Source organism: Streptomyces sp. NPDC004647 (assembly GCF_040609575.1).
GTDB lineage: Bacteria > Actinomycetota > Actinomycetes > Streptomycetales > Streptomycetaceae > Streptomyces.
Map to the genome: position 1 here is coordinate 59,056 of NZ_JBEXKU010000011.1, position 25,949 is coordinate 85,004.

A 25,949-nucleotide genomic window follows, 5' to 3' on the forward strand; every position below is an offset into this window, starting at 1 on the left:
CGATGTCGGAAACGTCCACGGGACCTCCAGAGATCGTCGTCGCGCTCTCCCCCGGAGCTCATCCCCGGGCGGGATCCCCAACCGGGGACGTGCCTGTCAGCTGAAGCCGGTGGGCAGGTACTCGTCGACGTTCTCCTTGGTGACGACGGCGGAGTAGAGGGTGAGGGAGGCCGGGATCTCCTGTTCCGCCAGGCCCGCGACGCCCTTCGTCTGCCCCAGGGCCCGGGCGAGGTCGATGGCGGACGCGGCCATGGTGGGCGGGTAGAGGACGGTGGCCTTGAGGACGGAGTTGTCGGCCTTGATGGCGTCCATGGCGTGCTTGGACCCGGCGCCGCCGACCATCAGGAACTCGTCCCGCCCCGCCTGCCTGATGGCGCGCTCGGCACCCACGCCCTGGTCGTCGTCGTGGTTCCAGAGTGCGTCGAACTCGCCCACCGCCTGGAGCAGTTGGGCCATCTTCGCCTGGCCCGACTCGACGGTGAACTCGGCTGCCTGGCGGGCGACCTTCTTGATGTCGGGGTAGTTCTTGAGGGCGTCGTTGAAGCCCTCGGTGCGCTGCCGGGTCAGCTCCAGGTTGTCCATCCCGGCCAGCTCGACCACCTTGGCGTCCTTCCTGCCCTTGAGCTGCTCGCCGATGTAGCGGCCCGCGTTGAGGCCCATGCCGTAGTTGTCACCTCCGATCCAGCTGCGGTACGCCTGCGGGGAGGCGAAGATGCGGTCGAGGTTCACCACCGGGATGCCCGCCCGCATGGCCTTGAGACCGACCTGGGTGAGGGCCTTGCCGTCGGCCGGCAGGATCACCAGCACGTCGACCTTCTTGTTGATCAGCGTCTCGATCTGGCCGATCTGCTGGGCGGTGTCGTTGGAGCCCTCGGTGATCTCCAGGGTGACGTCGGAGTACTTCTTGGCCCGCTCCTTGGCGTTCTCGTTGATCGCGTTGAGCCAGCCGTGGTCGGCCTGGGGCCCGGCGAAGCCGATGGTGACGGGCTTTCCCGGCTTGTCGTCGACGGCTCCGGCGGGCCCCTTCGCCTCGCCCTTGTCGTTGTTCTCATTGCTGGTGCAGCCGGTCAGGAAGGCGGTCGCGGAGACGGCGGCGGTGCCGAACAGCAGGCTCCGGCGGCTGGTGCGTGGGCTCTCGGGCATGGTGGATGACCCTTCCGCTGGGACGTACCGGGGGCTGTGGGGGTTCTACGGGGTGCCGCCGCGCACGGTGCGGTGCTGGATCAGGACGGCGGCGACGATGATGGCGCCCTTGGCGATCTGCTGGACGTCGCTCTGCAGGTTGTTCAGGGCGAACAGGTTGGTGATCGTGGTGAAGACGAGAACGCCGAGGACGGAACCGGTGATGGTGCCCCGGCCGCCGCTGAGCAGCGTGCCGCCGATGATCGCCGCCGCGATGGCGTCGAGCTCGTAGAGGTTGCCGTTGGTGTTCTGGCCCGAGCCGGTGAGGACGACCAGCATGAAGGCGGCGATGCCGCAGCACAGTCCGGACAGCAGATAGAGCAGCAGCCGCTGGCGTTTGACATCGATACCGGCGAGCCGGGCGGCCTCGGCGTTCCCGCCGACTGCGACGGAGCGCCGGCCGAAGGTCGTACGGTTCAGCGCCAGCCAACCGATGACGGTGACGGCCGCGAAGACCAGCACAAGCGGCGGGATACCGAGGACGTACGCGTCGGGCAGCCCGAGGTCGAGCACCGGTGCGACGTTGACGACCTGCGTCTTTCCGTCGCTGATCTGCAGGGCGAGACCACGGGCGGAGGCCAGCATGGCGAGGGTGGCGATGAACGGGACCATGCCGCCGTACGCGATGAGCACGCCGTTGACCAGCCCGCAGCCGACGCCGACGAGCACCGCGCACAGCAGCATCCCGCCGAGCCCGTAGTCCTGCGTCGCGAGGGTCGTGGCCCAGACGGAGGCGAGGGCGACGATCGCCCCGACGGACAGGTCGATGCCGCCGCTGATGATGACGAAGGTGACGCCGACCGTGACGACTCCGATGACCGAGGCCTGGGTGAGGACGAGTTGGAGGTTGTCGGTGCTCAGGAACTCCTCGGGCCGGGTGAAGCCGCCCACCACGATCAGGATCGCGAGGACCCCGACCAGGGAGAGATTACGCAGGTCGGCGCGGGCGCCGAGGGCACGCAGCGCCCCGCGGGCGGCGGCCGCTCCGGACGTCCCGGCCGTCGGCCCGGCAGCGCCGGGCACGCCCGCCCGGCGCTGCTTCGCGACCGGGGCGGGAGGCCCCGCGTCGGTTGCGGCTCGGTCCGGCGTCGGGGACTGCGGATGGCTCCCGGGAGGATTCAGCACGACGGGCTCCCTTCCATGACGAGGTCGAGGACCCGGTGCTCGTCGAGCTCCCGGGCAGGTGCGGTGTGCACGACCCGCCCCTCGCGGAGCACCAGCACCCGCTCGGCGAGGCCCAGGACTTCCGGCACCTCGCTGGAGACGAGCAGGACGGCGACGCCGTCGTCGGCGAGGCGGCGGATCAGGGCGTAGAGCTCGGCGCGGGCGCCGACGTCGACGCCGCGGGTGGGCTCGTCGAGCAGCAGCACGCGGCAGCCGCGCAGCAGCCAGCGGGCGAGGACCACCTTCTGCTGGTTGCCGCCGGACAGGGTACGCACGGGCCGGTCGGGGTCGTCGGGGCGCAGCGACAGATCGCGGATGTTGCGGTGCGCCGCGGCTCGCTCGCCCGTACGGTCCAGCCAGCCCGCTCGGGAGAACCGGGCCAGCGAGGAGACGGAGACGTTACGGGTAATGGATTCGAGCATCAGCAGGCCCTGGGCCTTGCGTTCCTCGGGGGCGAGGCCGAGTCCGGCGCGGACGGCGGCTATGACGCTGCCGGGGCGCAGCGGGCGGCCGTCGACGAGGACGCGGCCCGCGGTGGGGCGGCGGGCGCCGTAGATCGTTTCGAGGACCTCGGAGCGGCCGGAGCCGACGAGGCCGGCGAGGCCGGCGATCTCGCCGGGGCGCAGCTCCAGATCGACGGGCTCGAACTCGCCCTCGCGGGCGAGCCCTTCGACCCGCAGTACGGGCGCCGGGCGGGCTTCGGGCGCGGCGGGCCGCTCGGGGAAGGCGTATTCGACATTGCGGCCGGTCATCAGCGCGACGACGTCTCGGGTGGGGGTGTCCCTGGCGGGCAGTCCGCGGGCGGCGGCGCGGCCGTCCTTGAGCACGGTGACGCGGTCGCCGATGCGCCGGATCTCCTCCAGCCGGTGGGAGATGTAGACGACGGCCACGCCGTCGGTGGTGAGGTCGCGGACGATCCGGAACAGGTTGTCGACCTCGTCGGGGTCGAGGGCGGCGGAGGGCTCGTCCATGACGATGAGCCGCACGTCGTGGGAGAGCGCGCGGGCCATGGAGACGATCTGCCGTCCGGCGGCGGAGAGGGTGCCGACGATCCGGCCCGGGTCGATCTCGGGGTGGCCGAGCCGGCCGAGCAGGGCGGCGGTGGCGGCGCGCGCCTCACGGGCCCGGACGAACCCTCCGGTGGTGAGCTCATGGCCGAGGTAGACGTTCTCAGCGACGTCCAGGTGCTCCACCAGGTCGAGTTCCTGGTAGATCGTGGCGATGCCGAGGCGCATGGCGGCGACCGGGGACTTGAGGGCGGCCGGCTCGCCTCGCCAGGTGATGTCGCCCGCGTCGGGCTGGTGGGCTCCGGAGAGCACCTTGATGAGGGTGGACTTGCCGGCCCCGTTCTGGCCGAGGAGGCAGTGCACCTCGCCGGGCAGGACGTCGAGGTCGACGCCGTCGAGGGCACGGACGCCGGGGAAGGACTTGGTGATGCCGGACATGGTGAGGAGGGGGACGGGGGCTTGCTCTGGTGCCATGAGGACCTCCTCGGCGGGTGTGGCGCCGGTGAGCGGGCAGTTCAGGGCAGGGCTGAGCTCGGTGTGGCGGGACGGTGTTGTGAGGAGCGGAGCGGCGGGAAGGTGCGGAGGGGGCTGCGGTGCGGAGAGGGCGGAGCGGAGGGGGCTGCGGTGCGGCTCGAGCGGTGGTACGTGACGCGGGGTGCGTACTGCGGTACTGCTGAGGTGCTGTGCTGCTGAGGTGTGCTCAGGTGCCGTGCTGCTGAGGTGCCGTGGTGCTCAGGCTGCCGTCGTGCTCAGGTGCCGTGCTGCTGACGTGCCGTGCTGCTCAAGTGCCGTCGTGCTCAAGTGCCGTGCTGCTGACGTGCCGTGCTGCTGACGTGCCGTGCTGCTCAAGTGCCGTCGTGCTCAAGTGCCGTGCTGCTCAGGTTGCTGTCGAGCTCAGGCCGGGGAGAACAGGTGGTCGCTGATCAGGCGGGCCGCGCCGATGACTCCGGCGGCCGGGCCGAGTTCGCCCAGCACGATGGGGAGGTTTCCGGTGGCCAGCGGCAGTGACTGGCGGTAGACCTGGGTGCGGATGCTGGCGAGCAGGGTGTGGCCGAGGCCGGTCACCCCGCCGCCGATCACCACCAGGCCAGGGTTGAAGAAACTGACGAGTCCGGCGATGACCTGGCCCGTACGGTTGCCGCCCTCGCGGATGAGATCGAGGCAGGCGGTGTCGCCGGCCGCGGCGGCGGACGCCACGTCGGCAGCGGTGAGGCGTCCGGCGGCCTCCAGACGGGTGGCGAGTTCGTCGGAGCGGCCGTCGCGGGCGGCGGACTCGGCGTCGCGGGCGAGCGCCGAGCCGCTGAAGTACGCCTCGAGGCAACCGCGGTTGCCGCAGGCGCACTGACGGCCGTCCGGCTCGACCTGGATGTGGCCGATGTCGCCCGCGCTGCCGGTCGTACCGCGGTACACCTCGCTTCCGACGACGATGCCGCAGCCGATTCCCGTGCCGATCTTGACGCAGAGGAAGTCCTGCACGGAGCGGGCCACGCCCGCGTGCTGCTCCCCCATCGCCATCAGATTCACATCGTTGTCGACCATGACGGGGCAGCCCAGCTCCTGGCTGAGCGCCTCGCGTACGGGGAAGCCGTCCCAGCCGGGCATGATCGGCGGGGCGACGGGGACGCCCTCGGGGAAGCGAACGGGTCCGGGGACCCCGATGCCCGCGCCGTCGAAGCCTTCCGCGACTCCGGTGGCACGCAGTTTGGACGCCATGGTGAGGACTTGCTCGAACACCGCGACCGGGCCCTCGCGCACGTCCATGGGCTGGTTGAGGTGGCCGAGGATCTCCAACTCGGCGTTGGTGACGGCCACATCGACGGAGGTGGCACCGATGTCCACGCCGAGGAAGCGCAGCGCGGGTGCGAGCCGGATGTTGTGGGAGCGGCGGCCGCCGCGCGAGGCGGCGAGTCCGTCGGCGACCACGAGCCCGGTGTCCAGCAGGCGGTCGATCTCCACGGCGAGCTTCGAACGGGAGAGGTCGACCTGATCCCCCAGCTGGGCACGGGAGTTCGGCCCGCCCTCGCGCAGCAGACGGAGCAGTCGCGCCTGGTGCGTGTTCGCGGGACGAGCGGTCATGCGCCTCACGTGCCCCTCCCTCCCCTGTGGTTCCCCTGCCGTGCGGCGAGGGGATTCGGCATGGGGACCGACATCGGCAGTGCCCACGGTGAGCGGCGCTGCCCACCGGGCTTTCACAGGGAAAGTAGCAGCGCTTGTCGGGGCTGGGAAGAAGTTGAGCGCGGATTGACTCCAACTTTCTCCTGACTGAGGACAAAGCCGGGTCCGGGAACCGGCCGAAGCGGGCGGGGCTTCGAACATCCCGGCTGTCAGCCGGAGTTCCGCCGGTGGTAGGACGCGCGGGTGTGCTCGGTGCGCGCGCCTGATCTCGGTGACGAGCCGCTCGTCGCTGGCGGCGAGGGCGGCGATCAGCTCGCGGTGCGGATCCAAGACCGCATGCCGCGCCGCCGGGAGACAGGCGTCAACTTCTCGGCCCTGAAGGTATCGAGCTTGCGTGCTCGGTCGCTTCAAGCCGGGTCGCGCTCCCGGCTGTCCCTACGACGGGACGGCCACGGGCCGCATATACCAGTCGGGGAGGTTATGCACCTGGTGGTACGGGTGCGTTGACGAACACCCACTGCCCCACATCTCCGATCCACGGCCTCCGGCCGGTGCCCGTCACGAACCCCCGCAGGTCAACGCCCCGCGCTCACACGTCAGTTGGCGGAAGTGATACTGATATACCGGTTCCCGGAACGACGACCGCACAGGACTCCGTGGACCGCGGACCAGGCCCCGGAGCTCAGTCCGCAGTTGTCCGCAGCTGCGGACAACTGTGCGTAGACCTAGCAGACCTAGCAGACCTCGCAGACCTTCGCAGACCAGGGAGCCATAGCCATGTCCACGTCAGCCTCGGCCGCGCCCGGGATCCGTCGAGCCCGGGCGGAGGAACGGCAGGCGATACGGCAGCTGCTGTGCGACGCCTTCATGGACGACCCGGTCAGCGGCTGGGTGTTCCCGGACGAGGCGCACCGGCGCACGGTCCAACCGCGCTTCTTCGGAGTCTTCCTGGACGAGGCCCTGGGAGAGGGCTGGGTCGATGTCACCGAGGATCTGTCGGCCGCGGCGCTGTGGCTGCCCATACCAGCGGCGTCCACCGTCGAACACGGCGAAGGCGACAGCGAGAACGACGGCGACACCGACAACATGGCCGAGCGAATGGCGCAGGTCGACCCGGGCAATGAACGCACGGGCATCATCGGCCGGCTGACCTCCGAGGCCCACCCCCAAGCCCGCGCCCACTACTACCTGCCCGCGATCGTCGTGGCACCGGGGCGCCAGAGCACGGGGCTCGGCAGCGCCCTGCTGACCACCGCACTCGGACGCTGCGACCGCGAGCAGGCCCCCGCCTACCTGGAGGCGAGCAACGCGCGCAGCAAGGCGCTGTACGAGCGCCTCGGCTTCGTCTTCACCGGCAGGACGGTCGACCTGCCGGGCGGCCCCCCGATGTGGCCGATGTGGCGCGAACCCCGCCCCTGACCTCCCCGGACACCCATAACGGTGCCGTCACTGCGGGCAGGGGTCCACGTCCGGGTAGGCCACCGCCCCGGAGGTCTTCCACAGCGTCCTCGACAACGCGTTCACCCACGACCCGTCCCGGTAGGAGTGCGTGAGGGTGCGGTTGATGAACTCGCACATCTCGGTGTCACCCTTCTGATAACCGACGCCGTAGCGCTCCGAGCTGAACGGCTTGCCGACGACCTTGAGGGCTTCCGGCTTCTGCGCGGCGTAGCCGAGAAGGAGCGCACCGTCCGTGGTGACCGCGTCGACGGACTTGTCGAGGAGCTGCTCGATGCATTCGGTGTAGGTCCCGTACGGAACCGGCGTGGCGTCGTACTTCTCCTCGACCCTCTGAATCGACGTCGTACCGCGGGCCGAGCAGACCCGCTTGCCCTTGACGTCCCGCGTCCCGGAGATCGACTTGTCGCCCTTGCGCACGAGCAATTGCTGGCCGGTGACGTAGTACGGGCCCGCGATGCCGACGAGCTCGCGTCGCTCGGGAGTGATCGAGTAGGAGGCGAGTACGAGATCGACTGTTTTGTTCCGCAGGAACTTCTCGCGGTTCTGCGACTCGGTCTCCACCCACTGGATCTTGTCCGGCGCTATGCCGAGCTTCCCCGCGATGACCTGCGCCATCTCGACGTCGAAGCCCTCCGGGTCGTCGTCCGACCCGGCCTCCCGGTAACCCATCCCGGGCTGGTCGAACTTCACGCCGATCCTGATCTTGCCCGCGACGCGCAGCTTCTCCATGGTGCTGCCGGGTACGAAGGTCGGGTTCTCGTCGACGTAGACCGACTCTTTGGGTTCGGGATCGCCGCTGCCGCACCCGGCCAGGGTGAGGCCCGCGGCAACGCAAACGGTGACACTCGCGACGAAACTCTGTCTTCGAACGGCCATGCTGTCTCCATACGTGGTGGGGCGAACGCGCCGACGGTCAGGGGGCGGAGCTGTTCGATAAGGCCGGCGTCACGGACCGGGGCTCCCGGCCCTCGCCCATCCGCAGCCGGATGGAGAGTGCCTCGGGAGCAGTCGGGCGGGCGACGCCGCCACCGGCCGGGCGCGCGGCACAGCCGGCAGCGCACCGCGCGAAGCCCGGACTCGAAGCGCTCAAGCCGTTCATCCCCCCCCGAACCCCTTCACCCCGTACCGCTCCCTGCTCCGGCGCGCACCGCACACTGACACATCACCGCATCGGCGGTATCAGAACAGATAGCGGGCGTCCGCGCCAGTGCCGCCCAGAACCCCTGCGACCGACCCCGCCCTCGGTCGCTTCACCGAACGGAGCCACACCGGAAAGTCGCAGTTGTCGGCGCCGGTGCCCGGATCTCCGCCGAGCACGATACGCCGCTCACCGACTCCGCCTGTGTGTACGGCGGCAACTGCATCGAGGTGTGCCCGACGGGCGCTGGGCTGCACGTCCGAGTTCGACATGCGCGTGGCCGTGACCTGGGAGGAGTCCCGGCAGACGGAGACCACGACGGTCTGCGCCTACTGCGGTGTCGACTGCAGCCTCACGCTGCACGTGCAGGACAATGGGATGTGAAGGTCACCTCGCCGCACGACAACCCGGTGACCCACGGCAACCTCCGCATCAAGGGCCGCTTCGGCTACCAGCACGTGCACAGTGCTGACTGAAACGAGTGGGACTGATCACCATGGGACGGGTCACCGAGCGACGCCGCGTCATCCGCATCCGCGACGGGGCCGTCACCACGCGCCCGGACACCCTCGTCGCCGAGGAGCCCCTCGAAATCCGGCTGAACGGCAAGCCGCTCGCCATCACCATGCGCACGCCCGGCGACGACTTCGCACTGGCCGCCGGTTTCCTGGTGAGCGAGGGGGTCCTCGGCGAGGCGGAGGAACTGGCGAACATCGTGTACTGCGCGGGCGCGACCGCGGGGGGTTCGAACACCTACAACGTCGTCGACGTGACGCTCGCGCCCGGGGTGCCCGTGCCGGACATCACGCTGGAACGGAATGTGTACACGAGCTCCTCCTGCGGTCTGTGCGGGAAGGCCAGCCTGGACGCCGTACGTACCACGGCCCGATGGCCGATCGCCGACACTCCCCCGGTCCGCGTCGAACCGGCCCTGCTGTCCGCCCTCCCCGACCGGCTGCGGGCCGCGCAGCGGGTCTTCGACCGGACCGGGGGCCTGCACGCCGCGGGGCTGTTCTCGGAGCGGGGCGAGCTGCTGGATCTGAAGGAGGACGTCGGCCGGCACAACGCGGTCGACAAACTCATCGGCCGCGCCCTGCAGTCCGGCGACCTGCCACTCTCCCGGACGATCCTGCTGGTATCCGGGCGGGCCTCCTTCGAGCTGGCCCAGAAGGCGGTCATGGCGGGCATCCCCGTGCTCGCCGCCGTCTCGGCGCCGTCCTCCCTCGCGGTGGACCTGGCCGCCGAGACCGGCCTCACCCTGGTCGGCTTCCTGCGCGGCAGTTCCATGAACGTGTACGCGGCCGAGAAGCGCGTCGCTCTGCGGACTGCGGCCGCCCGGAGCTAGGCGCGGGGCTGTCCGCTGCACGGGTCGGCGGACCGGCCGGCGGGGAGCGACCCGCGCCCGCCGGCCCCGCCGACCGTCCGCTTCGACCGTTCCCTCCGACCCACCCTGGAGCGCGTCGTGACGGGCTGTCGCCCACGCATGTACCTGGTCAGGGAGCTCCACCGGGGCCGCTGCTCCGATGTCCCGGAGCCGGGCGTTGTCGGCGTGCTGGTCGTAACCGAGGGGGCAGGCGGGCGCGGAACTGCGGGCCGCGGAGTCCATGGGGTCCCTTCGGTGTTCGAGCCGGACCCGGCCGGGCCGGGTCGCATAGGTCGGTCGGATCCGGATCCGGATCCGGATCCGATCGGTGCGAGGTGCGAGGTGCGAGGTGCGAGGTGCGAGGTGCGACGTGCGAGGTGACGTGCGATGCGGTGCGGTGCGACGAGGCGGGTCTCCACCGGTGGCCGGTCGCATCGGACACCGGCGCCAGGGGCAGCGCACGGGCAGGACGGTCAGGGCGCTGGACAGTCGGGCCTGGAGGCCGTGCGGGTCATCGGAGAAGGCCGCGCCGTAGAGGGTTCCGCCCCGGTAGCGGGAGGCGGACGGCCGCTCCCTGCGCTGCGCCAGCAGGCATGATGTGTCGTCAATTTCCGCTACATAGGGCCCTGTTGAAGATAATCAACCGCACAGGTATATCCGGGCGACGCTACCGCCGCCGCGGCGCCGGGGCCCGGCACCTCTGGAGCCCGAACTCCCCGCGACCGCCGTCCGGGGCCGAATTCGGGACGGTCCGTACTCCGGACGAGCTGAGTTGCGCACGGTGCTTGTGGGGAGCATGACCCGGCACGTACCTTCGACGCGGACGTGGGACGTGGGATGTCCGGATTATCGGCTGAAGGGGACGTGTCATGTCGTCAGATCATGGTGCGCACGCGGGATCCTGTCAGGCCGGACGGGCCGGGCCGGCGGGCGCCCCCGCGGAGGACAGGGGAAGCCGGACGGGCCGGACGGGCCGCGGACGCCGACCGCGTCGCCTGTGGGCGTTACTCGCCACCGCGGCGCTGCTCTCCCCCACCGCCACCCTCGAAAACGCCGCGGCCGCGGAGGACCCGGCGGCCGCGCCCCGTACGGGCTTCGAGCAGCAGGTGCTGTTCAAGGCGTCCCAGGACCCCGGTTACTCCTGCTTCCGGATCCCGGCCGTGGTGAAGTCGACCCACGGCACGCTGCTCGCCTTCGCCGAGGGCCGGGTGAAGAACTGCGGCGACGCCGCGGACATAGACATCGTCCTCAAGCGCTCCACCGACGGCGGCAGGACCTGGGGGCCACTCCAGGTGGTCGACGAGGGCGGCGGGGACACCCACGGCAACCCGGCCCCGATCGTGGACACCCGGACCGGCCGGATCGTGCTGGCCACCACGTACAACAAGGGCCGCGACGACGACCACAGCTGCGATGTGCCGTGCGACCGGACCCCGCACCTCCAGTACAGCGTCGACGACGGTGCCGAGTGGTCCCAGCCGCAGGACCTGAGCGACGTCATCCGGCCGCCGGAGTGGAACTCCTGGTACGCGACGGGCCCGGTGCACGGCATTCAGCTCACCTGCGGCCGACACGCCGGGAGGCTGGTCTTCGGCGTCAACTCCGAGAGCCACGACGGGACCCGCATCACGGCGAACCACGCGGCTCTGGTGCACAGCGACGACGGCGGCCGCAACTGGCGGATCGGCGCGGTGGACAGCTGGCCGCTGGCGACCGACGGGACCTTCCGTCAGAAACCATCCGAAATGGCCCTGGTGGAGCAGAGCGATGGCTCCATCCATGTCAACGGTCGCGAGCAGGACGGCACGGACCTCGGCCACCGGACGTACGCGGTCAGCCGGGACGGCGGCGGGAGCTTCAGCGCCCCGTTCCGGGCGCTCCCGGGCCTGTACTCGCCCATGGTGCAGGGCTCGCTGCTGCGGCTGCGCAGCAAGGCCGCCGACGGCTACAGCAGGCTGCTCTTCTCCGCCCCCGCCGACCCGGACCGGCGCCGCACCATGACGATCCGCTCCTCCTACGACGAGGGGCGCACCTGGGAGGGCGTCGACCGGGGCAGCCGCGTGACCACGGACTGGTCGGGCTACTCCGACATGGTCAACATCTCCCGCGACACGGTCGGCCTGACGTACGAGGGCGGGGCGGTCGACGCCCGGGACGAGATCCGCTTCGCGCGATTCACCGAGGACTGGCTCGGCCCGCGCCGCGGCCCGGATCCGACGACTCCGGACCAGGCGCCCTGGGCCCGGGGCGCGGACGTGCTGGGCGGGGCCTCCCGGACGGACGGCCGGTTCGGCGGGGCGCTGTCCTTCGACGGCGCCGACGACGCCGTACGCCTGCCGTATCGCGGCTCGCTCCGGCTCGGCGCCGAGGACTTCACGGCGAGCCTGTGGTTCCGGTACACCGCCGCCAGCGGTGAGCAGCCGTTCCTGTGGATGGGCGGCGTCGGCACCAGGAACCCCCAGGTGTGGCTGCGCGGCCAGCCCGCCCGGAACCGGCTGACCGCGCTCATCACCGCGGTCGACGGCGCGAGCCCGGCCGCGACGGCCTCGGTGAACACGGCGGGCGCGTACAACGACGGGCAGTGGCACCACCTGGCGCTCCGGCGCAGTGACGGTCGGCTCCTTCTCACCGTCGACGGCACGGAGGCGTCCGCGCCGGACGTACCGGGCACGGTGAGCCGGTCCTCGACCTTCGGAGTGCACCTGGGTCAGGCGGCGGACAGCCGCGCCTGGCTCACCGGGGGGCTCGACGAGGTACGGGTCTACGACCGGGCGCTGTCCGACGCGGAGCTGGACAGGGTCCGCAAGGTCAATGCCCCGGCCGGCCTCCCCGTCCTACGGCTGCCGCTCGACCGCGTCCATCCGGCCTCCTAGGTCCCCGACTGGGCCTGGAGAGGGCTGGAGGGGCTGAAGAGGGCCCGAAATGAGCCTGGAGGATGCAGAGAACTGCAGAGAACTGCAGACGCCCTGACCCCGCCGCCCCGGACGGACCGTACCTCCGTCCGGGGCGGCGGCACGCGCGCGTCCGCCCGGCAGGGGGGCGGCGGCACGCCCGCGTTGGGCGGCCGACGACCCTCCGGTGACCGGACCCCCGCGCCGCTGCCGCGCGCCCCTCTGTAAAGCAGCCGTGACGTCGGGGGGTGGATTCCGTGGAGATTCCCGCGGCCACTCCTTACCGCGGAGTCAGGATTGGCCCGTGAGCAGGCTCACAGAGATCCACGCATCCCCCTCTGACCAGCGACTATGCGACATACCCCGAATCCGGAACCCCCCTCCCCTTCGTCCCGGGGATCCGGTAGCGTCGCGGCGCTGTGCTCAGCACGCTAGGGAGCAGGTCATTGCGCGAGTTCACCGTCCCCCCTGTGGAGATGGCGCCCCAGGCCGGAGGCCTGGCCGACGCCGTGTTCGACTATGCCGCCAAGGATCCCCATCGGGTGGCGCTCGGCCGAAAGATCGACGGCAAGTGGCAGGACGTGACCGCGGCCGAGTTCCGTGACGAGGTCCTCGCCCTCGCCAAGGGCTTGCTGGCCCAGGGTGTCCGGTTCAACGACCGTGTGGCGATCATGTGCCGCACACGGTATGAGTGGACGCTCTTCGACTTCGCCCTCTGGTCGATCGGCGCCCAGCCGGTGCCGGTCTACCCCACGTCCTCCGCCGAGCAGGTCTGCTGGATGCTGCACGACTCCGGCGTCTCCGCCGCCATGGTGGAGCACGAGGACCACGCCATGACCGTCGGCTCGGTGGTCGACCGGCTGCCCCAGCTCACCCGGCTGTGGCAGCTGGATACCGACGCCGTGAGCGAGCTGATGGCCGCCGGTGCACACATCGACGACGAGGTGGTGCACCGGCACCGGCTGGCGATCACCGCGGACTCCCCGGCCACCGTCATCTACACCTCGGGCACCACGGGCCGCCCCAAGGGCTGCGTCATCACCCACGCGAACTTGATGTTCGAGACCGACACTCTGGTCGCCCGCTGGGAGCCGGTATTCCACTCCAAGCCCGGCGACGAGGCGTCCACCCTGCTGTTCCTCCCGCTCGCCCACGTCTTCGGGCGGATGGTGCAGATCACGGCGATCCGCGGCCGGGTGAAGCTCGGCCACCAGCCGGATCTCAACGCGGCCGCCCTCCTGCCGGACCTGGCCGCCTTCAAGCCGACGTTCATCCTCGCGGTCCCGTACGTCTTCGAGAAGGTCTTCAACGCGGCGCGGCGGAAAGCCGAGGGGGAGGGCAAGGCCGGGCCGTTCGACAAGGCGGTCGACGTCTCGGTGCGCTACGCGGAGGCGATGGAGCACAAGGCGTTCGAAACCGGGCCCGGCCCGAGCGCCTCGCTGCGCCTACAGCACCAGCTGTTCGAGAAGCTCGTCTACAGCAAGGTGCGCGAGGCGATGGGCGGCCGGCTGAGAACCGCGATGTCGGGCGGCTCGGCGATGGAGCGGCGGCTGGGTCTGTTCTTCAACGGTGCGGGCGTCACGGTCTACGAGGGGTACGGGCTCACCGAGTCGACCGCGGCGGCCACCGCCAATCCGCCGCGCCGCACCCGCTACGGCACGGTGGGCCGGCCCCTCCCCGGCACCACCGTGCACATCGCCGACGACGGCGAGGTATGGCTGTACGGGAACCATGTTTTCAGCGGCTATCTCAACGACCGGAAGGCCACCGAGATGGTTCTGCGGGACGGCTGGCTGGCCACCGGGGACCTCGGCGCCCTCGACGAGGACGGCTATCTCACCATCACCGGCCGGAAGAAAGAGATCCTGGTGACCTCGGGCGGCAAGAGCGTGTCGCCCATCCCGCTGGAGGAACGGGTCAGGGCGCACCCCCTGGTGGCGCAGTGCATCGTGGTGGGCAACGACCGGCCGTACATCGCGGCCCTCGTCACCCTCGACCCCGAGTCCGTGGATCACTGGCTGCAGATGCGGGGCAAGCCGAAGATGAGCCCCGCCGAACTGGTGCGCGACTCCGACCTGGAGACGGAGATCCGGCGGGCCGTCGTCGCGGCGAACACCCTGGTGTCGCAGGCCGAGTCGATCCGTACGTTCCGGATCCTGGCGGCGCAGTTCACCGAGGAGCGCCATCTGCTCACCCCCTCGCTGAAGCTGAAGCGGAAGGCGATCGAGCAGTCGTTCGCCACCGAGGTGGACGCGCTCTACCACTCCTGAGCGGGTGCGACCGGCCGCACCGCACCGCGTCGCAGCCGTACGAGCGGGAATGCGACCCCCTGCGTGATCGTTGACGATGGAAGTACCAACCGTGACGACACAGAGGAAGCGACCGCCTGTGAGCAAGGTCCCCTTCATCACCCTGAACAACGGCGGCGTGATGCCCCAGCTCGGCTACGGCGTATGGCAGGTGCCGGACGACGAGGCGGAGCGGTCGGTGGGCACGGCGCTGGAGGCCGGGTACCGGAGCATCGATACGGCCGCCATCTACGAGAACGAGCGCGGCACCGGCAAGGCCATCGCCGCCTCCGGCGTCAGCCGCGCGGAGCTCTTCGTCACCACGAAGCTGTGGAACAGCGATCACGGCTACGACTCGACACTGCGTGCCTTCGACGCGTCGCTGTCCCGGCTCGGCCTGGACTACGTGGACCTGTACCTCATCCACTGGCCGCTGCCCCGGCGCAACCTTTTCATCGACACCTGGAAGGCGTTCGAGAAGATCTACGCGGACGGCCGCGCCAAGGCGATCGGTCTCTCCAACTTCCTGCCGGAGCACCTTCAGCGGCTGCTGGACGAGACCTCGGTGGTCCCGGCGGTCAACCAGATCGAGCTCCACCCGCACCTCCAGCAGACCGAGTCGCGCGCTTTCCACGCCGCACACGGCATCACCACCGAGGCGTGGTCGCCGCTGGGCCAGGGCAAGGGCCTCCTCGAGGACCCCACCATTGCCAAGATCGCCCAGAAGCACAGCCGTACGCCCGCCCAGGTCGTCCTGCGCTGGCACCTGCAGATCGGCAACGTCGTGATCCCCAAGTCCGTGACCCCGTCCCGGATCCGGGAGAACATCGACGTGTTCGGCTTCGAACTGGACTCCGAGGACCTCGCCGCGTTCGGTGCCCTGGACCAGGGGCCGGCCGGCCGCCTCGGCCCCGACCCCGCCACCTTCGACCTGGCCTGACTGCGCCCCCGGCGCCGCCCGACCGGCTCCCCGCGCGCTCGGCCGACTTTCCCGGCGCCGCTGTCCTCACGGACGGCGGCGCCGGGGCCTTTGACCGGTCCGTGGCGGCCGGAGCCGACGGCCGTCCGCCCGCCTCCGCGCCTCAGCGGAAGAGCCCAGGGGCGCTCTCGTCCGCCGTCATCGGACCCACCGTCATTCAGACCAGCGCCTCGTGGACGAAGCACCACCGCCACTCCTCGCCCGGCTCGTGCGAAGCCACGATGGGGTGACCCGTCGTGCCCGCGTGGGCGCGGGCGTGCTTGTGCGGGGAGGAATCGCAGCAGCCGACGTGACCGCAGGTCAGGCAGAGCCGCAGATGCACCCAGTCGGACCCCAGACGCAGGCACTCCTCGCACCCTTCGGGGGTGCGCGGGGTGACCGGGCGTGTCAGCGACAGGTGCCAGTCGTGCTGGTTCGTCATCGGGACTCACCCTTCGTCGGGGGCTTCCGGCCCGCCGTCGGTTCCTCGGCCCAGGAGCCCGGTACCCGGGGCCGGCGCGGCGCCCGTCCGCCGGGCGGTCACCTCGCCCCTGTCGAGTATCAGCAGCGTGGGCGCCCTCTGCACGCCGAACCGGGCGCCGGCCGCGCACACCGGCCGATGAGCGCCCCTCCGGCGGCCGGCTCCGCCGAACAAGCCCTCCGCACCGCCCCTGGTGAACGCGTGCGACAGCTGTTCGGCAAGATGTCCCTCCCGCGGCCAATCCGCGTGTGCCCGGGCTCCGAAGAAACCATGGAGCCTGCGCAGATGCGGGCCCCGCCCGCGGGAATGATGGGCGGCACACGGCCGCCCGGCGCTTGGAGGAAACATGAGGCCCGCTGATCTCCGCAGCCAACCCCGGCCCGGGCCGGCCGGGCCGGATCTGCAGGAGTTGATGGGCCTGGTCGCCCGCGGTGACCAGGAGGCGTTCAGCAGCGTGTACGACGCGGTCTGCGGCCCGGTGCTCGGGCTGGTCCGCAGCGTGCTCCGCGACCCGGCACAGTCCGAGGAGGTGGCACAGGAAGTGATGGTGGAGGTCTGGCGGAGCGCCGCCCGTTTTCGGTCCGATCGGGGCAGCGCCATGACGTGGGTCCTCACCCTCGCCCACCGCCGCGCCGTGGACCGGGTACGGGCCGCCCAGGCCGCGACGGACCGGGAGCACAAGGCCGCGCTGCTGGAACGCACACGCGACTTCGACGATGTCACCGAGCAGGTGGAGGCCCGGCTGGAACGGGAGCAGGTACGCCGCTGCATCCGGACCCTCACCGAGCTCCAGCAGCAGTCCGTGACCCTCGCCTACTACCGCGGAATGACCTACCGGGAAGTCGCCGAGCTGCTGGCCGTACCGCTGGGAACCGTCAAGACACGGCTGCGGGACGGCCTCATCCGGCTACGCGACTGCCTGGGGGTGGGTGTATGAACGCCCCGGATCTGCACACGATGACCGGTGCCTACGCCCTGCACGCCCTGCCGGACGGCGAGCGCGCGGAGTTCGAACGGCACCTCTCCGGGTGCGCGCCCTGCGCCCAGGAGGTACGGGAGCTGACCGCGACCGCCGAACGGCTGGGCCTGGCCGTCTCCCTGGTTCCGCCACCGGAGATGAAGGAACGGGTGCTGCGGCGCGCGGCGACCGTACGGCAGGAGCCGCCAATGATCGCCCGGCACTCCCGGCGGGGCGCTGCCGGGGTGCGGCGGGGACGGTTCCTGTCCCGCTTCGCGCTGGCGGCCTGTATGGCCGCTGCCGCCGGCCTCGGTGGAGCCACCGTGTGGCAGTACCAGGCGGCGCAGGACGCCCGGCACGAGGCGGGCAGGGCAGAGCAGCGGGCCGAGGCGCTGGCCCGGGTGCTCGCCGCGCCGGACGCGAAGGCCACCACGGGCAAGCTGACGGGCGGGGCGACCGGCACGGTCGTGGTCTCCCACAACGAGGACAAGGCGGCGTTCCTCGCCTCCGGACTGCCGCCGCTGCACGGCGGCAAGGTCTATCAACTGTGGTTCGACGACGGCGGGACGATGCGGTCGGCGGGTCTGATGGACCGTAAGGCGGCGACCGGCTCGGCACTGCTGGAGGGATCCGTCGGCCACGCCGCGGGGGTGGGCATCACCGTCGAGCCCGCGGGCGGCTCCGAACAACCGACCACCGAACCACTGGCCCTGATGCAGTTTCCGTCCGAGCAGGGCTCCTAGGAGCGGCCCATGAGGGTGTCGATTGCCCTGTTCACCTCCGACCTGCGACTGCACGACAACCCCGTGCTGCGGGCCGCGCGACGCGGCTCCGACGCGATCGTGCCGCTGTTCGTGGTGGATTCAGGGGTACGTGAGGCGGGCTTCGACGCCCCCAACCGCCGGGCGTTCCTCGCCGACTGTCTCGCCGACCTGGACGCTGGGCTGCGCGGCCGGGGCGGCCGGCTCGTGGTCCGTACGGGCGATGTGGTCGAGCAGGTCTGCCGGGTGGCCGACGAGTCCGGTGCCCGCCGGGTGCACATCGCGGGCGGGGTGAGCCGCTACGCGATGCGCCGCGAGGATCGGCTGCGGGACGCGCTGCGCGGCGAGCGGTGCAACCTGCTCGTCCACGACGCGGTGATCACCGCCATTGCGCCGGGCGCGCTGACCCCGGTCGGCGGCGATCACTTCGCGGTGTTCACCCCGTACTTCCACCACTGGGAGAGCACCGTCCCGCGCGACGTGCTGGGAGCGCCGCGGGTGGTGCGGGTGCCGGAGGGCATCGGCTCCGACGACCTGCCGTCCCGGACGGACCTGAGGAACGTGTCGCGGGGGCTGGCCGCGGGCGGGGAGACCGAGGGCCGCGCGCGCCTGCGGGCCTGGGAGTCGGGGCCGATGGCCGACTACGCGGCCCTGCACGACGACCTGGCGGGTGACGCGACCTCCCGGCTCTCGCCGTTCCTCCACTTCGGCTCGCTGTCCCCGGCGGAACTGGTCCACCGGGCGCGGAAAGCGAGCGGCGAGGGCGCAGAGGCGTATCAACGGCAGCTGGCCTGGCGTGACTTCCACCATCAGGTGCTCGCCGCCCGGCCGGACGCCGGATGGCACGATTACCGCCCGAGGGACAGGGACTGGCGGCAGGACGACGAGGAGATCGCGGCCTGGCGGCAGGGCCGTACGGGATACCCGGTGGTCGACGCGGCGATGCGGCAGCTGCTGTACGAGGGCTGGATGCACCCCCGGGCGCGGCTGCTGGCGGCGAGCTTCCTGACCAAGACGCTCCGTGTGGACTGGCGGGTGGGTGCCCGGTATTTTCTCGATCTGCTGGTGGACGGCGATATGGCGAACAATCAGCTCAACTGGCAGTGGGTGGCGGGCACGGGCACCGACACCCGTCCGAACCGGGTTCTCAATCCGCTCCGGCAGGCCAAGCGCTTCGACCCACGGGGTGATTACGTACGCCGCTGGGTACCGGAGCTGGCCGGTGTGGAAGGAGCGGCGGTCCACCGGCCGTGGCTGCTCCCGGCCGAGCTGCGCAACCGGCTCGATTACCCGGAGCCGCTCCTGGACCTGGGCACTGGCCCCGCGGGCTTCCCCGAGGCCCGCGGAGCCTGACGGCATGGTGGTGCGACTGAGGTCCGGAGATGCCGAACCAACGGTTCGGCCGGTGGGTGGTCGGCCCGGGTGACGCCGGAAGCAGCTCCGCTGAGAGCTGCCGTCAACCCTGCCTCACTACGCGGTCCGCGCTGCGTGGGCGATGTGGGTTCGCCGTACTCACCGGACTCCGCGTCATCTCACCGCCGCTCCCGGCAAGGTCGGCGACATCGTCGCCGAGCCACGCTTCATTTGATGACGAGGCGGCCTGCCGTGAAGACGTGCTGGATTCGGCGGAGGGCGTCCAACTCGGTCAGAGGGTTGCCGTCGATGACGATGAGGTCGGCGCGCATGCCGGGGGCCAGGACGCCGGTGTCGGTCAGCCCGAGGGCATGAGCGGAGTTGGTGGTTGCCATGTCGAGGATTTCTGCAAGGGTGAAATCAAGGGAGGCGAAGAATTCGAGCATGCCGACGTAGTCGCCGAACCGGGCTCCTGGCACACCGGCGTCCGTGCCGGCGATGAACCGGACGTCGGCCTCCCGCATTTTCCGAATGTGGCCGGCCATTGCCTCCGCCCGTTCGGGGCCCAACTTGTCTAGGAAGCCTCGCCAGTCCCCGGACACGCAGCGGCAGACGGCTATGTCGTTCTCGACCATTCGGCGGGTGATCTCCGGGTCGTAGACGGTGCCGTCGGCGGTGCGCCAGGAACAGTGTTCGATAGTCCGGACACCGGCTGCCACACAATGGGCAATGGCGTCGGTGCCGTGTGCGTGCGCGGCCACCCCCAGGCCATAGCGGGCGGCTTCATCAACCATCAGGCGCAGTTGGCGGGGAGCGAACTGCGGCTCCCACATGCGCGGGCCACTCGGCGTGAGGGAGCCACCGGAGGCCATCACCTTGATCAGGTCGGCTCCGGCCGCCGCGTTGCGGGCGATCTGTGCGCGGATGTCGTCGTCGGTGGTGACTTCACCGCCGAGGAATCCACAATGGCCACCGCGTGAGGTCAACGGCGCGGTCGCGGCGAGGATACGTGGCCCGGCCGCCGTCCCGGACTCGATGGATGCACGCAGCGGCACGGTGAGCGCGTCGCGGTCACCGAGATCCCGTACGGTCGTCACCCCGGCGGCCAGCATCTGTTCGGCGCGGTCCGCCATGGCGGCGGCGAGCTCGCCCGGGTCGGCGTGGGCCACGGCACTGATCGGGTCCGGGCCCGCGTCGAAGGCGAGGTGGACATGGCAGTCGATCATCCCGGGCAAGATGGTCGCCCCAGGACACCGCAACCGGGACACACTCACATCCACCGACGTGTCCAACTCGGCCGCGGTACCGACAGCGGTGATCACGCCGTCGTCCACGAGCACAGAACCGTCGTCGATCACCTGATCCGCGGGCCCGATAATGACGCGGTCAGCGGTAATCAGTACCTCGTTCACGATTGCCTTTCCGTAGCGCGTGGGATATGGCGATGAGTTCACGGGCATCGGCGCCCAAGTCGTTGCCGGAGGGCAACGGCCGGTCACCCGCTGCGCTCCGCGGGGGAGAACGCAGGGATGTCGGCCGAGGCGCACACCGATATGTTCCGCCGATCGCCGTCCACCGCTCCACCATGCGGCGGTCGGCGGAATGCACCGGTTGCGCGCAGCAGCAATAGGCCCTGGCGGACGTGGAGTGCTCTGACAACGCCCGGTACGGACGTGCCCGCATGGGCCGGGTAGGAGGCACTGCGCGCAGCCCGAGAGTACACATGACCAGTTGCGCAGCCCAGTACGCCGCCGGCCACCGGAAGCGACGGAGCCAGGCTCAGTACCGGATGGACTGAGTCAGGGGTCGAGGCGCTCCCCGGCCGTGGGGGTGGACATGCAGCCGCCTCAGTCCCGGTTGCGCGGGGGCATCGGGAGGAATCCGCTGGTGCGGGCCCGGTACTCGGCATAGCCGGGACGATTCGCCATATGGCGTTCCAGCAGGGGCTTTCCGCTGCCGTTGATGAGCAGATAGCTCATCACCAGCGGGGCGACGGCCGAGACTCCCGCCGCAGCCGGGTCGTCGCAGGTGATGAGGTACAGGCCCCACCAGACACAGAAGTCCCCGAAGTAGTTGGGGTGCCGTGTCCAGCTCCACAGCCCGCGGTCCATGATCCGGCCCCGGTTGGCCGGTTCGGCCTTGAAGAGGGCGAGCTGCCAGTCCCCCACCGCCTCGAAGACCAGCCCGAGCAGCCAGAGCGCTGCGCCCGCGGCGGCGATCGCGCCCATCGGACCCGGTACGTACTGCGCCGCCTGGACGGGCAGCGACACCAGCCAGACCAGTGCGGCCTGAAGGAGGTAGACCATGCGCAGCGCGTACGCGTCACGGCTCCCCCGGGCCCTGTCGAGCAGCCGCTCGTAGCGCGGGTCCTCGCCGTGGCCGCCGCCCCGCCAGGCGATGTGCCCGGCGAGCCGGAGCCCCCAGACGACGGTGAGGACGGTGACCAGCAGCCGCCGCCCGCCGTCGCCGTACCCGGCCGACATGCCGTACGAGACGACGGCGACGGCCACGAAGGCGAGGCCCCAGGCCACGTCGACGATCCGGTGCAGCCCGACGGCGCGGGCGACACCGAAGGTGACGAGCATGACGACCAGGGCCGCGACCGCGGCGGCGGCGAGCCCGGTGCCGAAGGCACCCCACGGGAAGGCGTGCACTTATGTGCTCTCCTCCTTCGTCAGCAGCAGTTGCTGCACCTCCAGGTAGCGGGCGCGGAAGCCCGCCTCCGAGTAGGCCAGATAGAAGGTCCACATGCGGTGGAACGTCTCGTCGAAGCCGAGCGCCGCGACCTCGTGGGCCCGCTCGGTGAAGCGCTCCCGCCACAGCCGCAGGGTCTCTGCGTAGTGTGCGCCGAACTGCGCCCGCTCGGTCACCCGCAGCCGGGTGTGCGCCTCCGTGATCTGCTCGATGGCCTCCACGGAGGGCAGCAGGCCGCCGGGGAATATGTACTTCTGGATCCAGGTGAAGGTGTCCCGGGAGGCGAGCAGCCGGTCGTGCGGCATGGTGATCGTCTGCAGGGCGGCCCTGCCGCCCGGAACGAGCAGCCGGTCCAGGGCGGTGAAGTACACCGGCCAGAACTCGGCACCGACCGCCTCGACCATCTCCACACTGACCACCGCGTCGTACCGGCCGATGACCTCCCGGTAGTCGCGCAGCAGCACGGTCGCCCGGTCGGCGTGGCCCGCCGCGGCGATGCGCTGTACGGCCAGATCGCGCTGTTCCCGGGAGAGGGTGACGGACAGTACCCGTGCACCGCGCGCCGCCGCCCGGATCGCCAGCTCGCCCCAGCCGGTGCCGATCTCCAGCAGCTGTGTGCCGGCACCGACGCCCGCCGCGTCCAGCAGCCGGTCGATCTTGCGGTGCTGGGCGTCGGCGAGCAGGGAGCGTTCGGCGGGGAAGCCGCGGAACACGGCCGAGGAGTACGACATCGTCTCGTCGAGGAAGAGCGAGAAGAGGTCGTTCGACAGGTCGTAGTGGCGGTGGATGTTCTCGCGGGACCCCTCGAGGGTGTTGCGCTGGGCCTCCGGCTGCCGTCGGGTCCACAGGTCGCGCAGCCGTTGCAGGGACTGCGGCATGAGGGTGCTGACGTTCTCGGCCAGGACGGTGAGCACACCCACCAGGTCGTCCGCCTCCCACTCCCGCGCCATGTACGACTCGCCGAAGCCGATCAGGCCTGTCGCGCCGATCCGGCGGAAGAACGCCTCGGGGTGGTGCACCTCCATCAACGGGCCGCCCCTGCCGAGCGTTTCGGCGCCGCGCAGCCGCACCATCAGCGGCAGCCGTGCCAGGGCTCGGCGTACGGTCAGCTCGGCGCCGGCCGCCCGGGCACGGGAGCACTGCGGCACGGATGCCACATCGGGCCACCGGGCCGGATCCACCGCGTTCGTCGTCGGAATGCTCGGGGACACGGACACGCTCACTCCAGACCCTCCTGGGTTCGGTGACGGGGGCGGGGCTGTACGGGGAGTCCGCGCAGGAACAGCCGGATGCCGTGCACCCGGATCCCCGCGGATACGGCGAGGGTGGACCAGGGGTTGCGGACAGCGGCCCGCAGCAGGCCGAGCGGGGTGGCGGGACGGCGCTCGCCCCGTACGGTCGCGGTGAACGGCCGTCCGCCGTCGCGTTCCAGATGCACCGTCAGGTCAAGGCGGCTGTCGGGCTCCGGCAGTCTCATCCGGTAGCCGCCGTCGACCGGGAAGAACGGCGAGACGTAGAACTCCTTGTCCACGGTGGCCTGGTGGCGCCCGTCGGTTCGGAGCAGATAGCAGTGGCGTCCGCCGTAGGTGTTGTGCACCTCGGCCACGACGCAGACCGGGGAGCCGTCGCGGTCGTGGCACCAGTAGAGGGTCAGCGGGTTGAACACATGGCCCAGCACGCGGGCGTGGGTCAGCATGATCACCCTGCCGCCGGCGAGGTCGACTCCCCGTAAGTTCAGGAAGCGCTCCAGCCCGGCGCGGATGGTCGGCGCGGTCCCGCCGAAGTGGTCACGGGCGTCGAAGCGGGCGAGCGGGCGCAGCGGCGCCGGTAGGCGCGGGAGCCGGTCGGGGTCGACCAGCCAGAGGTAGGTGCGGTGGCGCAGGGCGTATCGCCGGGGGCTGTTGCGTAGGTGGGCCACCGTGCAGGTGTAGAGGGCGGGTACGGGGTGATGGCCGGCGGCGGCGGTCGAAGCGGCGTCGGGGGCAGAGGCGGACGCCGGGGCGGAGGCAGGCCCCGGGGCGGAGGCGCGTGCGGGTGCCGGTGCGGGGACGGGTGCCAGGGCGGGGACGGGTGCCGGTGCGGGGACGGGCTCCGAGGTCACCATCGGACCCCCAGGCTTCTCGCCGCCTCCACTCCGGAGCGGCAGCCGTCCTCGTGGAAACCCCAGCCGTGGTACGCCCCGGCATAAGCGGTGATCGGGCCGCTGAGTGCGGGGAGCCGGAGCTGGGCGGCGACCGATTCCGGCGTGTAGGCGGGGTGCTCGTAGACCATCCGTGCGAGGACACGGTCCTCGGCGACGCGGTCTGCGCCGTTCAGCGTGACGATGTGCTGCTCGGGGGCGTCCAGCCGCTGCAATCGGTTCATGTCGTAGCTGACCAGCACGGCGCCGGCGGATGCCCGGCACGAGGGCATCGTGAAGTTCCATGACGCCTGGGCGCCGCGGCTGCGCGGCAGCAGCGAGGCATCGGTGTGCAACAGGGTGGGGTTGCGGGAATAGTGGAAGGCGCCCAGCACATGGCGCTCGTCGTCGGTGGGGTCGGCGAGCAGCCGCAGGGCCTGGTCGGGGTGGACGGCGAGCACCACGGCGTCGTAGCGGGTCGTCGTTCCGTCCTCGGTGACGACCTCGGCGCCGCCGGGGAAGCGGCGTACGGCCCGTACGGGTGTGGCCGTGTGGACAGCGGTGAGCTGTTTTCCGATCCGCTGTACGTACTCGCGCGAGCCGCCGGTGACCGTCCGCCAGGCCGGGGAACCGCTGACACCGAGCATCCCGTGGTTCTCGAGAAAGCGGAACAGATACCGGGCCGGAAAGCGCAGCGCGGTCTCCGGGGAGCAGGACCAGACGGCCGAGACCACGGGCGTCATGAAGTGCGCGGTGAAGTACGCGGAGAAGCGGCCCTGCGCGAGGAATTCGCCCAGCGTCGGATCAGCGCCGGCGCCGGGTCCGGCTCCAGGGCCAGGGCCGTCGGCGAGGAGCCGCCGCGCCCGGCGGTGGAAGGCAGTGACCTCGGTGAGCATCCGCAGGTAGGGGCCGTGCAGGGCGTTGCCGGGCTGGGCGAACAGGCCCTGCGGTCCGCGCGCGCCCGCGTACTCCAGGCCACAGCCCTCGCACCGCACCGACATGCTCATCTCGGACTCCTGGGTGGTCACCCCGAGCTCGTTGAACAGCCGCAGCAGATGTGGGTACGTGCGCTCGTTGTGGACGATGAAGCCGGAGTCGACGCGCTGCACCCTGCCGTCGGAGGAAGGTATCTCATGGGTGTGCGCATGGCCGCCGAGCCGGTCGTCCGCCTCGTACAGCGTGACCTCGTGCGCGCGCCGCAGCACATGCGCCGCTGTCAGCCCCGCCACTCCGCCGCCCACCACGGCCGTACGACGATGTTCCACCGCCATGCCGCTCCCTTCACAGCTGCCGCGTTCCAAGCCCTTCGGCGGTGATTCGGTGCCGCGCCCGTACCGGATTGGTCCTGGTCGGGATCTTCTTGCGGCGGACACGTATCCGGAGAGCCGCGGTTTCGGGTGGCCCGGAAAAGTTCGCGGCGGCAGGATGTCGAGAACGGGCTGCCTGCTCCGACGTCTCCTGTGAGAGGCGCCCGGACCGGGTGTCGCAAGCAAAGGGAGTCAGGCCATGAAGTACATGCTGATGATCCTCGGCAAGCAGTCCGACTACGAGGCGCTGCGGGGCGAGAAGACGGACGGACCCGCCTGGACCGAGCAGGACCGCCAGGCGATGTTCGACTTCATGGGAGCGGTGAACAAGGACCTCGCCGAGGCGGGGGAGCTGATCGACGCGCAGGGGCTGACCGAACCCGCGGAGGGCAGGCTCGTCACCTCGACGAAGGACGGCGAGCCGGTGGTGACGGACGGGCCGTACGGGGAGGCCAAGGAGGTGCTGGCCGGGTACTGGCTGCTCGAGTGCGAGAGCATCGAGCGGGCGACCGAGATCGCGGCACGTGTCTACCAGTGCCCGGTGCCCGAGGGCGCCCCCAACTACCCGGTCGTGGTACGGCCGGTGGGCTAGCGGACGGTCGGCCACCGGACGGCGACGGCCGGGCGGCGCGGAAGCTCCGCCCCCGGCCCGAACGCCGCGCGCCGGCGGCCGGCCGCTCGAGAGCCTCCCGGGCCGCGCACAGCCCGG

At 71.0% G+C, this 25,949-nt stretch carries 20 protein-coding genes and 1 pseudogene; 10 read left to right on the forward strand and 11 right to left on the reverse strand.

The features are described from left to right. Positions 1-96: 96 nt before the first annotated feature. From ABZW18_RS07250 to ABZW18_RS07265, 4 genes are all read right to left on the reverse strand, one after another. The gene (locus ABZW18_RS07250; RefSeq protein WP_356183312.1) at positions 97-1,143 is read right to left on the reverse strand and encodes a substrate-binding domain-containing protein; all 1,047 of its coding nucleotides are present in this window, start codon (positions 1,141-1,143) and stop codon (positions 97-99) included. Between the two features lie 45 nt (positions 1,144-1,188). Further along, entirely contained in the window at positions 1,189-2,145 is a 957-nt protein-coding gene (locus ABZW18_RS07255; protein ID WP_356183454.1) for an ABC transporter permease, read from the reverse strand. Between the two features lie 155 nt (positions 2,146-2,300). Then, complete coding sequence (locus ABZW18_RS07260) at positions 2,301-3,827, reverse strand: sugar ABC transporter ATP-binding protein (RefSeq protein WP_356183314.1); 1,527 nt, start codon at positions 3,825-3,827, stop codon at positions 2,301-2,303. Positions 3,828-4,247: 420 nt separating this feature from the next. After that, entirely contained in the window at positions 4,248-5,429 is a 1,182-nt protein-coding gene (locus ABZW18_RS07265) for an ROK family transcriptional regulator (protein ID WP_356183457.1), read from the reverse strand. Positions 5,430-6,245: 816 nt separating this feature from the next. Here ABZW18_RS07265 and ABZW18_RS07270 point away from each other — a divergent pair. Then, complete coding sequence (locus ABZW18_RS07270) at positions 6,246-6,887, forward strand: GNAT family N-acetyltransferase (RefSeq protein ID WP_356183317.1); 642 nt, start codon at positions 6,246-6,248, stop codon at positions 6,885-6,887. 27 nt (positions 6,888-6,914) lie between these two features. Here the strand turns inward: ABZW18_RS07270 and ABZW18_RS07275 are convergent, their stop codons facing one another. Next, positions 6,915-7,805 (reverse strand): glutamate ABC transporter substrate-binding protein, encoded by an 891-nt coding sequence (locus tag ABZW18_RS07275; protein WP_356183320.1) that lies wholly within the window; start codon positions 7,803-7,805, stop codon positions 6,915-6,917. Positions 7,806-8,204: 399 nt separating this feature from the next. Here ABZW18_RS07275 and ABZW18_RS07280 point away from each other — a divergent pair. The 5 genes and pseudogenes from ABZW18_RS07280 to ABZW18_RS07300 all read left to right on the forward strand — a co-directional run. Then, positions 8,205-8,543 (forward strand): annotated as a pseudogene (locus tag ABZW18_RS07280) (Fe-S-binding domain-containing protein); the annotation flags it as partial. A gap of 20 nt (positions 8,544-8,563) precedes the next feature. Then, complete coding sequence (gene fdhD / locus ABZW18_RS07285) at positions 8,564-9,412, forward strand: formate dehydrogenase accessory sulfurtransferase FdhD (RefSeq protein ID WP_356183460.1); 849 nt, start codon at positions 8,564-8,566, stop codon at positions 9,410-9,412. Positions 9,413-10,299: 887 nt separating this feature from the next. Next, on the forward strand, positions 10,300-12,303 hold the full coding sequence (locus ABZW18_RS07290; protein ID WP_356183323.1) for a sialidase family protein: 2,004 nt from the start codon (positions 10,300-10,302) through the stop codon (positions 12,301-12,303). 464 nt (positions 12,304-12,767) lie between these two features. Then, a complete protein-coding gene (locus ABZW18_RS07295; RefSeq protein ID WP_356183325.1) occupies positions 12,768-14,591 on the forward strand; it encodes a long-chain fatty acid--CoA ligase in 1,824 nt (607 codons plus the stop codon). A 118-nt stretch (positions 14,592-14,709) separates the two neighbouring features. Continuing rightward, entirely contained in the window at positions 14,710-15,549 is an 840-nt protein-coding gene (locus ABZW18_RS07300; protein WP_356183328.1) for an aldo/keto reductase, read from the forward strand. Between the two features lie 196 nt (positions 15,550-15,745). Here the strand turns inward: ABZW18_RS07300 and ABZW18_RS07305 are convergent, their stop codons facing one another. Further along, a complete protein-coding gene (locus ABZW18_RS07305) occupies positions 15,746-16,009 on the reverse strand; it encodes a UBP-type zinc finger domain-containing protein (RefSeq protein ID WP_356183331.1) in 264 nt (87 codons plus the stop codon). Positions 16,010-16,394: 385 nt separating this feature from the next. Between ABZW18_RS07305 and ABZW18_RS07310 the strand changes: the two genes are divergently transcribed. Genes ABZW18_RS07310 through ABZW18_RS07320 form a run of 3 tightly spaced genes read left to right on the forward strand, consistent with a single transcriptional unit; the run spans position 16,395 to position 19,120 of the window. After that, on the forward strand, positions 16,395-16,985 hold the full coding sequence (locus ABZW18_RS07310) for a sigma-70 family RNA polymerase sigma factor (protein ID WP_356183334.1): 591 nt from the start codon (positions 16,395-16,397) through the stop codon (positions 16,983-16,985). Next, positions 16,982-17,749, forward strand: coding sequence for an anti-sigma factor (locus tag ABZW18_RS07315; RefSeq protein WP_356183337.1), 768 nt, complete (start codon positions 16,982-16,984; stop codon positions 17,747-17,749). Before ABZW18_RS07310 ends, ABZW18_RS07315 begins: the two co-directional genes overlap by 4 nt. 9 nt (positions 17,750-17,758) lie before the next feature. Beyond that, positions 17,759-19,120: a deoxyribodipyrimidine photo-lyase gene (locus ABZW18_RS07320; RefSeq protein WP_356183340.1), complete on the forward strand. Its 1,362-nt coding sequence runs from the start codon at positions 17,759-17,761 to the stop codon at positions 19,118-19,120. Positions 19,121-19,347: 227 nt separating this feature from the next. Here the strand turns inward: ABZW18_RS07320 and ABZW18_RS07325 are convergent, their stop codons facing one another. The 5 genes from ABZW18_RS07325 to ABZW18_RS07345 form a co-directional block, all read right to left on the reverse strand. After that, positions 19,348-20,532 (reverse strand): amidohydrolase family protein, encoded by a 1,185-nt coding sequence (locus tag ABZW18_RS07325; protein WP_356183343.1) that lies wholly within the window; start codon positions 20,530-20,532, stop codon positions 19,348-19,350. Positions 20,533-20,967: 435 nt separating this feature from the next. Beyond that, positions 20,968-21,774, reverse strand: coding sequence for a DUF1295 domain-containing protein (locus ABZW18_RS07330; protein ID WP_356183346.1), 807 nt, complete (start codon positions 21,772-21,774; stop codon positions 20,968-20,970). Next, a complete protein-coding gene (locus ABZW18_RS07335; protein WP_356183349.1) occupies positions 21,775-23,037 on the reverse strand; it encodes a cyclopropane-fatty-acyl-phospholipid synthase family protein in 1,263 nt (420 codons plus the stop codon). Beyond that, on the reverse strand, positions 23,034-23,918 hold the full coding sequence (locus ABZW18_RS07340) for a DUF1365 domain-containing protein (RefSeq protein WP_356183351.1): 885 nt from the start codon (positions 23,916-23,918) through the stop codon (positions 23,034-23,036). Before ABZW18_RS07340 ends, ABZW18_RS07335 begins: the two co-directional genes overlap by 4 nt. Beyond that, entirely contained in the window at positions 23,912-25,204 is a 1,293-nt protein-coding gene (locus ABZW18_RS07345) for an FAD-dependent oxidoreductase (protein ID WP_356183353.1), read from the reverse strand. Before ABZW18_RS07345 ends, ABZW18_RS07340 begins: the two co-directional genes overlap by 7 nt. 235 nt (positions 25,205-25,439) lie before the next feature. Between ABZW18_RS07345 and ABZW18_RS07350 the strand changes: the two genes are divergently transcribed. Further along, on the forward strand, positions 25,440-25,832 hold the full coding sequence (locus tag ABZW18_RS07350) for a YciI family protein (RefSeq protein ID WP_356183356.1): 393 nt from the start codon (positions 25,440-25,442) through the stop codon (positions 25,830-25,832). Positions 25,833-25,949 lie beyond the last annotated feature (117 nt).